We start from the raw sequence: 8345 nt of genomic DNA, 5'->3' as shown, positions 1-8345 counted from the left end.
GTCTCGACATGGCGGGTCTCGACCCCCGGCGGGTCCGGCAGGGCGACCGGGCCGGAGACCAGCGTGACCTGGGCGCCGAGGCCGGCGAGGGCGGCGGCCAGGGCATGGCCCTGCTGGCCGGACGAGCGGTTGGCGATATAGCGCACCGGATCGATCGGCTCGTGGGTCGGGCCGGAGGTGACCACGACGCGCTTGCCCAGCAGCGGGCGATCCCCGCGCGAGGCGTAGAAATCCACGATCCGGGACAGGATCTCGGCGGGTTCCGCCAGGCGGCCGGGGCCGAATTCGCCGCAGGCCATGTCGCCCTCGTCCGGGCCGACGACCGACACGCCATCGGCCAGCAGGCGGGCATGGTTGCGCCGGGTCGCCTTGTGCGTCCACATGCGGACATTCATCGCGGGCGCGATCAGCACGGGTTTGTCGGTGGCGAGCAGGGCGGTGGAGGCGAGGTCGTCGGCGAGGCCATGGGTCATCTTGGCCATCAGGTCGGCGGTCGCGGGACAGACCACGATCAGGTCGGCGTCGCGGCTCAACTGGATGTGGCCCATGTCCGCCTCGTCGGTCAGCGAGAACAGGTCGGTATAGACCTTGTCGCCGGTCAGGGCGGCGACCGACAGCGGCGTGACGAATTCCTGCGCGGCCTTGGTGAGAATGGCCCGCGTCGCGATCCCCTGCCGGGCGAGGAGACGGATCAGCTCCAGCGCCTTGTAGGCGGCGATGCCGCCGCCGATGACCAGAAGGATTCGCTTGTCGGCCATGGACCTGCCTGCGCGGGGATGAGGATTAGCGTTTTATACGGCTGCTTGGTGGCCTTCAACAGAAATGCCGCAATCCACCCGGGTTTGACGGAAAGCGCGACATGTCCTAGACGAGGACGGTACAGCGGAGACCGAGATGCATCCGAAGATTGCCCCCGTCCTGACCGCCGGCCTGATCGCCCTGTCGGCGCTGCTCGCCGGCTGCGGCACCGAGGCGCCGGTATCGGCGTCGGCCCAGCCGCCCCATGCCCTGACCTCCCTGTCCGGGGGCTGGCAGGTCGGCGCCAGCGACATGCGCGACAGCGAAGGCCGGGTCTTCACCGTCTGCACCCTGCAGCAGGGCAAGGACGACGGCAGCCGCTTCTGGCTCGCGACGACGGCGGCCAGCATTTCCCGGGAACTCTATATCGGCCTCCGCTCGCCGGCGCTGCCGGCGGTGGGCGGGCGGGTGCCGCGTCAGGCCTCGATCCTGATCGACGGCACCGCCTTCCGGCCCGAACGCGCCCAGCAGGCGGGGGATACCTTGTCCATGGTGATCCCCGCGGCGAAGACGGAAGGCTTCCTGCAGGCTTTCGCCAAGGGCAACGCGCTGGTCGCCGGTGCCGACGACCTACCGGGCTTTTCCCTGCCGGTCAGCCTGCAGGGCAGCGCCAACGGCCGCCGCGAATGGGCGAAATGCATCGAGATCGAGCTGAAGACGCCGTGACCTAGCGGGTCGCGGCCAGCACCACGACGGCGGCGGCGAGGGCGATCACCGCCCACCACAGGCGGCGCTGGGTCTTGGCCTGACCTTCGGCGATGGCGCGGGCGGTTTCCGGGTGCAGGCGGAGGCCCGTTTCGGTGATCTGGGCGCCGAAACGCTCGAATTTCTCGATGATGCCGGGCAGGCGGCGGGCCATGCCGGCCATGCCTTCCGCCGCGTCCATCAGCCGGTGTTCGGGCGAGAAGGTCGAGACCAGCCATTTCTCGACCACGGGGCGCGAGACTTCCCAGATGTTCATGTCGGGATCCAACCCGCCGCAGACCCCCTCGACGACGACCATGGTCTTCTGCAGGAGGAGAAGATCCGGCTGGGTCTCCATGGCGAAAGTCTCGGTGATCATGAACAATTGCTGCAAGAGGCGGGCGATCGAAATCTCCCGCGTCGGCCGGCCCAGGATCGGCTCGCCGATCGAGCGCAGCGCCTGGGCGAACAGCTCGACCGATTTGCCGGGCGGCAGGATGCCGGCCTCCGCATGGACCCGGGCGACGCGCAGGTAATCGGCGGTGATGAAGCCGATCAGGGTTTCCGCCATGAAACGGCGCATCGGCCGCGACAGCCGGCCCATGATGCCGAAATCGATGACGACGATGGTGCCGTCCTCGGCGACGAAGAGATTGCCCTGATGCAGGTCGGCGTGGAAAAAGCCGCGCCCCAGCGCCTGATCGAGGAAACTCTGCATCAGCCGGCTGGCCAGCAGCCGGGGATCGTGGCCGGCGGCGACCAGTTTGGCGCGGTCGCCGATCGGCGTGCCATGGACCCGGTCGACGGTCAGCACCCGGCGGGCGGTGCGGCTCCAGTCCACAGTAGGAGCGATCACGCCGCCCTGCTTGTCGAGATGAAGCGCCAGTTCGGAAGCAGCGGCGGCTTCCAGCCGCAGGTCCATCTCGAGGAAGGAAACCTCGGCCAGGGTGCGCACCACCTCGCGCGGGCGCAGGCGCTTCAGCGGCGGCAGCCAGGCTTCGCCGATCTCGGCCGCCCAGGCGAGGGCGTCGAGATCGCGGCGGAAGGCGGGTTCGATCCCCGGGCGCAGCACCTTGACCGCGACCTGCCGGCCCTCGCGCGTCACCGCGAAATGAACCTGCGCGATCGAGGCGGCGGCGACCGGCTCCTCGTCGATGGACAGGAACAGCTCGTCCATCGGATGCATCAGCTCGTGCTCGATGATCCGCCGGGCTTCCGCCGCCGGGAAGGGCGGCACGCGGTCCTGCAATTGGGCGAGGGCGCGGGCGACGGGCTCGCCGACGAGATCGGGCCGGGCGGCGAGGCTCTGCCCCAGCTTGATATAGGTGGGGCCAAGGCTGCCGAGGGCCAGCGCCAGCCGCTCGCCCTGGGACTTGCCTTCGAGCGCGGCCCGGCGCGGGCGCAGCTGGATCGCCATCAGGCGCCGGCCGGCCCGGGCCAGCAGGGGCAATTCCTCGGTCAGCTCGGCCGGGAACAGCGCGTCATGGACCGCCAGCCGGCGCGCGACGCGGATGAGGCGCAAGGCATGGCGAAACGCGCGGAACATGGGCGGCGGCCTACAGGCGCCAGCCGGAATGGATGGCGGCGACCCCGGCGGTCAGATTGCGGACCTGCACCTGCTCGAAGCCCGCGGTGCGCAGCATGGCGGCGAATGTCTCCTGGTCCGGGAACTTGCGAATGCTCTCGACCAGATAGCGATAGGCGTCGGCATTGCCGGCCACCATGCTGCCGATGCGCGGGATCACGCGGAAGGAATATTCCTCGTAGATCTTGTCGAGGCCCGGCACGACGACCTTGGAGAATTCGAGGCACATGAAACGCCCGCCCGGCTTCAGCACCCGGCGCATTTCCTTCAGCGCCTCGGGGATGCGGGTGACGTTGCGGATGCCGAAGGCGATGGTGACGTAATCGAAGCTGCGATCCTTGAAGGCCAGCTTCTCGGCGTCGCCCACGGTCCAGTCGAGGGCGAGGCGCCCCTGGTCGAGGGCGCGGTCGCGCCCGACCATGATCATCTCGGCATTGATGTCGGCGACGGTGACATGGGCGCCGGCCCCCGCCTTGTCGAGGAAGCGGAAGGCGATGTCGCCGGTGCCGCCCGCGACGTCGAGCAGATGGCTGCCCGGCCCGGGGTTCAGCCAGTCGATCATCGCCGTCTTCCACAGACGGTGCACGCCGCCCGACATGAAGTCGTTCATGACGTCGTAGCGTTTGGCGACCGAATCGAAGACGCCGCGCACCCGGCGCGCCTTGTCTTTCTCGGCGACGGTCTCGAAACCGAAATGGGTGACGGTTTCGGCGGAATCGTGGGCTGGGATGTCCTGGCTCATGGCGCGACACCATAGCGCCCCGCGCACCTTGCCGCTAGGCTCCGTCCATGCCCGAGCTTCCCGAAGTCGAAACCGTCTGTCGCGGCCTTGCCCGCGCCCTCGAAGGCCGCCGTCTGTCCCGCGTCCAGCAGCGCCGGCCGGACCTGCGCCTGCCCTTTCCACCCCGATTCGCCGAGCGGTTGACGGGGCGGCAGATCGTCGCGATCCGCCGCCGCGCCAAATACATGCTGTGGGACCTCGACGACGGCACCGTGCTGCTCGGCCATCTCGGCATGTCCGGCCGGATGCAGGTGGGGGTGGGGCCGCTGCCCGAACTCGGCCCCCACGATCATGTGGTGTTCGAGACCGGGGATGGCCCCCATGTCATCTACAACGACCATCGGCGCTTCGGCCTGATGACCCTCGACCACCGGGACACGGTGGCGGGACATGCCCTGCTGGCCGGCATCGGGCCGGAGCCTCTGGGCAATGAATTCAACGCCGATGTCCTCTCGGCCGCGCTCGCCGGCCGGCGGACGCCGATCAAGGCTGCCCTCCTCGACCAGAAGGTGGTCGCCGGGCTCGGCAATATCTATGTCTCGGAAGCCCTGTTCCGCGCCGGGATCTCGCCGGAACGCGAAGCCGCCACCGTCGCCGGCAAGCGGGCGGAGAGGCTGGTGCCGGCGATCCGCGACGTGCTGAACGAGGCGATCGCCGCCGGCGGCTCCACCCTGCGGGATTATGTCCAGGCGGATGGCGAGCTCGGCTATTTCCAGCATGCCTTCAAGGTCTATGACCGCGAGGGCGATGCCTGTCCGACCTGCGCCAAGGGGATCGTCACGCGCATCGTGCAGAGCAACCGCTCGACCTATTTCTGCCCCCGCTGCCAGAAATGACGTTATAGTGCCGGCCATGCGCGCGCTCGTCCTCGTCGCCCTTCTGCTCGCCGGACTGCCGGCCCTGGCCGCGACCCGGTTCCTGACCGGATCGGAGGATGTGCCGCTGATGGATGGCCTTGCCGAAGTCGCCGAGACCAGCACGGTCTTCGATGCGCCCGGCGGCCGCATCGTCGAGGTGGACGCGAGGGGCGCGGTCGCGGCGGCCGATATCCTGCGCTATTACGCCGAAAGCCTGCCGGCCCTCGGCTGGGTCGCGGATCCCGTCGGCGAAAACGTATCGCTCACCTTTCGGAGGGGGGAGGAAGTTCTCGTGATCACCATAATGGGTGAGCCGGGGGCGGGGGGCGTCGTCCGCTTCAACCTGCGTCCGCGCGCGTCCTGATCACCACCCCGCATAACTCAACTGGAAACGTACCGGAGTGCGTCATGGCCTATGCCACCATCCTGACTGAAATCCGCGGCGCGGTCGGCCTCATCACCCTGAACCGGCCCCAGGCGCTGAATGCCCTGAACGCCGAGCTGCTGGGCGAACTCTGCACCGCGCTCGAAGCCCATGACGCCGACGAAGCCGTCGGCTGCATCGTCGTCACCGGCTCGGCCAAGGCTTTCGCCGCCGGCGCCGACATCAAGGAAATGGCGCCCCAGTCCTACATGGACATGTTCAAGGCCGATTTCTTCGCCGAGCCGCACAACCGCATCTGCGGGATCAAGAAGCCGATCATCGCGGCGGTCTCGGGTTATGCCCTCGGCGGCGGCTGCGAACTGGCGATGCTGTGCGATTTCATCATCGCCGGCGACAACGCCAAGTTCGGCCAGCCGGAAATCAACCTCGGCGTCATTCCGGGCATCGGCGGCTCCCAGCGTCTGACCCGCTTCGTCGGCAAGTCCAAGGCGATGGACATGTGCCTGACCGGCCGCATGATGGATGCCGCCGAGGCCGAACGCTCGGGCCTCGTCTCCCGCGTCTTCCCGGCGGCGGATCTCCTGGCCGAAGTCATGAAGATCGCGGACTCGATCGCCGAGAAGTCGCACCCGATCCTGTCGATGGCCAAGCAGGCGGTGAACCGCTCCTACGAAACGACGCTGTCGGAAGGCGTGCTGTTCGAGCGCCGCCTGTTCCATTCGGCCTTCGCCACCGAAGACCAGAAGGAAGGCATGTCGGCCTTCGTCGAGAAGCGCAAGCCCGCCTTCAAGCAGCGCTGAGGGACAAGGGCGCCGGCCTCACGCGCGGCCGGCGCCTTCATCGGCAGAATCCCGAGACGAGCCCGGCGAGGGCATGGGCCGGCTGATATCCGCCGGCAAGACCCGCACTTGAACCCGCCGGGCGCTGCCGCTAGTGTCCGGCCACTTTATGACAGGAACGGCCGTGAGCACGCTGACAAGCGCGATCGAAAGCCGGCGGACCTTCGCGATCATCTCGCACCCGGACGCCGGCAAGACCACTTTGACCGAAAAGCTGCTGCTGTTCGGCGGTGCCGTGCAGCAGGCGGGCGCGGTCAAGGCGCGCGGCGACCAGCGGCGCGCCCGCTCCGACTGGATGAAGGTGGAGCAGGAGCGCGGCATCTCGGTCACCGCCTCGGTCATGACCTTCGAGGCGGACGGCTGCACCTTCAACCTTCTCGACACGCCGGGCCACGAAGACTTCTCGGAAGACACCTATCGCACGCTGACCGCGGTCGACAGCGCCATCATGGTGATCGACGCAGCCAAGGGTATCGAGGCGCGGACCCTGAAGCTGTTCGAGGTCTGCCGCCTGCGGGACGTGCCGATCCTGACCTTCGTCAACAAGATGGACCGCGAGGCGCGCGATCCCTTCGAGCTGATGGACGAGATCGAGAAGACCCTGGCGCTGGACGTGACACCCGCCACCTGGCCGATCGGCCAGGGCCGGGATTTCCACGGCTGCTATGACCTCATCCACGACGAATTGATCCTGATCGATCGCGGCGCCGGCAACAAGCTGCCCGAAATCGAGAAATGTTCGGGTCTCGACGATCCCAAGATCGACGCCAAGCTGCCGGCCGAACTGGTCGCCAAGCTGCGCGAGGATGTCGAGATGATCCGCGGGCTGTGTCAGCCCTTCGACGAGGAAAGCTATCGCGCCGGGCATCTGACGCCGATCTTCTTCGGCTCGGCCCTGCGCTCCTTCGGCGTGCGCGAACTTCTGCAGGGCCTCGCCGAAATGGCGCCATCGCCCCGGCCGGCCAAGGCGTCGAGCCGGCTGGTCACGCCGACCGAGCCGAAGGTCGCCGGCTTCGTCTTCAAGATCCAGGCGAACATGGACAAGAACCACCGCGACCGCGTGGCCTTCATCCGTCTCGTTTCGGGCGAATTCAAGCGCGGCATGAAGATGAAGCACATCCGCTCCGGCCGGATGCTGGCGATCAACAATCCGGTGCAGTTCATGGCCGGCGACCGCGAGACGGCGGATCTCGCCTATGCGGGCGATATCCTCGGCATTCCGAACCATGGCACCTTGCGCATCGGCGACACGCTGACCGAGGGCGAGGATCTCGCCTTCCTGGGCGTTCCCTCCTTCGCCCCGGAAATGCTGCGCCGGGTGAAGCTGGACGATCCCATGAAGGTGAAGCACCTGCGCCGCGCCCTCGAGCAATTGGCCGAGGAAGGCGCTTCCCAGGTGTTCCGGCGCCAGATCGGCGGCGACTATGTGGTCGGCGTCGTCGGGCCGCTGCAGTTCGACGTGCTCAAAAGCCGGCTGCTGGCCGAATACGGTCTCGACATCGAATTCGAGTCGGCGAATTTCGAACTCGCCCGTTGGGTCGACGCGGACGACAAGAAGGCGCTCGCCGAATTCGCCGACAGCAACAAGATGAACCTCGCCGAGGACCACGACGGCGCCCTCGTCTATCTCGCGCGGAACCAATGGTATCTGCAGCGGGCCAAGGACGACTGGCCGGCGGTGAAATTCCTCGCGACCCGCGAACAGATCACCGCCGCCGGCGACCGCCTGACCGCCGCCGATCAGGTGCACTGACATGAACGATGCCGCCCGGCGCCTCCAGCCGCCGCCGGGCGGCACGTTCGACCGGCTGCTGCGCGGCGGCATCGTGCTGCGCACCGCCGCCTTTCCCGTCGCGGGGCCGGCAAGGGGCACCGTCGCCCTGCTGACCGGGCGCAATGAATTCATCGAGAAATATCACGAGACCGTCGCCGACCTGCACGACCGGGGTTTCGACGTCCATCTGATGGACTGGCGCGGCCAGGGCCTGTCGGCCCGCCTGCTGCCCGATCGGATGAAGGGCCATGTCCGCGATTTCGCCGATTACGTCGACGATCTCGAAGCCTTCGTCGACCGCATCGCGCCGAGGGGGCCGCTGATCCTGATGGCCCATTCCATGGGCGGCCATATCCTGCTGCGGGCCCTGGCCCAGCGGCCGGGCCTTCGCGCGCGGGCGGCCGGGGCCGTGCTGTGTTCCGCGATGCTGGCGATCAATACCGGCGCCCTTGGCCCCAGGGGCGCCAGCCGCGTCGCCCGGGCGCTGGTCCGCCTTGGCCTTGGCAAGCGGGCCTTCCCGGCCAAGGAGGGCGGCGGCGAGAACGTCCTTACCTCCGATCCCGAACGGGCGGGCGATCAGGCCACCCTCATCGCGGGCAACCCGGATCTCGACCTTGGTCCGCCCACCTTCGGCTGGCTCGA

At 68.1% G+C, this 8345-nt stretch carries 9 protein-coding genes; 6 read left to right on the top strand and 3 right to left on the bottom strand.

What is annotated here, in order from left to right; translation table 11 throughout:
- A partial coding sequence (gene coaBC, locus WAZ62_RS02720; protein WP_422641999.1) for a bifunctional phosphopantothenoylcysteine decarboxylase/phosphopantothenate--cysteine ligase CoaBC occupies positions 1–758 on the bottom strand: 758 nt, incomplete at its 3' end.
- Between the two features lie 136 nt (positions 759–894).
- Here coaBC and WAZ62_RS02715 point away from each other — a divergent pair.
- Positions 895–1464: a hypothetical protein gene (locus WAZ62_RS02715; protein ID WP_422641998.1), complete on the top strand. Its 570-nt coding sequence runs from the start codon at positions 895–897 to the stop codon at positions 1462–1464.
- Between the two features lies 1 nt (position 1465).
- On the opposite strand, the gene ubiB is transcribed toward WAZ62_RS02715, so the two are convergent.
- Entirely contained in the window at positions 1466–3028 is a 1563-nt protein-coding gene (ubiB, locus tag WAZ62_RS02710; RefSeq protein WP_422641997.1) for a 2-polyprenylphenol 6-hydroxylase, read from the bottom strand.
- 10 nt (positions 3029–3038) lie between these two features.
- Entirely contained in the window at positions 3039–3809 is a 771-nt protein-coding gene (gene ubiE / locus WAZ62_RS02705) for a bifunctional demethylmenaquinone methyltransferase/2-methoxy-6-polyprenyl-1,4-benzoquinol methylase UbiE (protein WP_422641996.1), read from the bottom strand.
- Between the two features lie 47 nt (positions 3810–3856).
- Between ubiE and mutM the strand changes: the two genes are divergently transcribed.
- From mutM to WAZ62_RS02680, 5 genes are all read left to right on the top strand, one after another.
- Positions 3857–4684: a bifunctional DNA-formamidopyrimidine glycosylase/DNA-(apurinic or apyrimidinic site) lyase gene (gene mutM / locus WAZ62_RS02700; protein ID WP_422641995.1), complete on the top strand. Its 828-nt coding sequence runs from the start codon at positions 3857–3859 to the stop codon at positions 4682–4684.
- Positions 4685–4700: 16 nt separating this feature from the next.
- On the top strand, positions 4701–5069 hold the full coding sequence (locus tag WAZ62_RS02695; RefSeq protein WP_422641994.1) for a hypothetical protein: 369 nt from the start codon (positions 4701–4703) through the stop codon (positions 5067–5069).
- A gap of 44 nt (positions 5070–5113) precedes the next feature.
- Entirely contained in the window at positions 5114–5890 is a 777-nt protein-coding gene (locus tag WAZ62_RS02690) for an enoyl-CoA hydratase (protein ID WP_422641993.1), read from the top strand.
- A 163-nt stretch (positions 5891–6053) separates the two neighbouring features.
- The gene (locus WAZ62_RS02685) at positions 6054–7682 is read left to right on the top strand and encodes a peptide chain release factor 3 (RefSeq protein ID WP_422641992.1); all 1629 of its coding nucleotides are present in this window, start codon (positions 6054–6056) and stop codon (positions 7680–7682) included.
- A 1-nt stretch (position 7683) separates the two neighbouring features.
- The coding region (locus WAZ62_RS02680) for an alpha/beta fold hydrolase (RefSeq protein WP_422641991.1) at positions 7684–8345 on the top strand (662 nt) is incomplete at its 3' end.

Origin of the sequence: Zavarzinia sp. (assembly GCF_049306435.1) — a bacterium.
Taxonomy (GTDB): Bacteria; Pseudomonadota; Alphaproteobacteria; order Zavarziniales; family Zavarziniaceae; genus Zavarzinia.
This window is presented reverse-complemented; position numbering and strand designations above follow the sequence as displayed.

What these genes read in the sequence shown, in the direction of transcription:
- ubiB (WP_422641997.1), bottom strand. Translation starts at nt 3,028, where the DNA reads ATGTTCCGCGCGTTTCGCCATGCCTTGCGCCTCATCCGCGTCGCGCGC.
- mutM (WP_422641995.1), top strand. Translation starts at nt 3,857, where the DNA reads ATGCCCGAGCTTCCCGAAGTCGAAACCGTCTGTCGCGGCCTTGCCCGC.
- WAZ62_RS02715 (WP_422641998.1), top strand. Translation starts at nt 895, where the DNA reads ATGCATCCGAAGATTGCCCCCGTCCTGACCGCCGGCCTGATCGCCCTG.
- WAZ62_RS02695 (WP_422641994.1), top strand. Translation starts at nt 4,701, where the DNA reads ATGCGCGCGCTCGTCCTCGTCGCCCTTCTGCTCGCCGGACTGCCGGCC.
- WAZ62_RS02690 (WP_422641993.1), top strand. Translation starts at nt 5,114, where the DNA reads ATGGCCTATGCCACCATCCTGACTGAAATCCGCGGCGCGGTCGGCCTC.
- ubiE (WP_422641996.1), bottom strand. Translation starts at nt 3,809, where the DNA reads ATGAGCCAGGACATCCCAGCCCACGATTCCGCCGAAACCGTCACCCAT.